Here is a 415-nt window from a genome sequence, read left to right as displayed (position 1 = left end):
GTCGCCGGCGGTCGACTGGCTGCTCAGGAACGGGCTGATCGAACAGATGGTGTCGTACCAGCACCAGACCGGCGACCCGGACCAGTATCCCGGCCAGGTCATCGACCGCGACCTGGTCGATGGAACGCTGGATGTGGCCATGGCCTGGGGGCCCATCGTCGGCTACTTCGCGAAGAAGTCCGCCACGCCCATTGCCGTTGTGCCTTTCCGGCCCGACGCCACCGGCCTGCGCTACGACTTCAGCATTGCCATGGCGGTGCGCTTCGGCGACAAGGCGCTGCGCGACCGCGTCAATGGCGTGATAGACAGCAGTCGCCCGGAAATACAGGCGTTGCTCGACGAATACGGGGTGCCGTCGCTGCCGCTGAAAGACGAGTAGGCGAGGCACCGGATGGATGAACCTGCAGAACAGGAC

The 415-nt window shown here is 65.1% G+C and carries 1 protein-coding gene; it reads left to right on the top strand.

The window, feature by feature from the left end; translation table 11 throughout:
• Positions 1-379: hypothetical protein (locus tag DYI25_RS22320; RefSeq protein ID WP_213372953.1), on the top strand; the 379-nt coding region annotated here is incomplete at its 5' end.
• Between the last annotated feature and the right edge of the window lie 36 nt (positions 380-415).

The sequence above is a fragment of the Mesobacillus boroniphilus genome (assembly GCF_018424685.1).
Lineage (GTDB): Bacteria > Bacillota > Bacilli > Bacillales > Cytobacillaceae > Mesobacillus > Mesobacillus boroniphilus_A.
The sequence above is the reverse complement of the archived record's forward strand: the minus strand, read 5'-3'. Positions and strand labels throughout refer to the sequence as shown.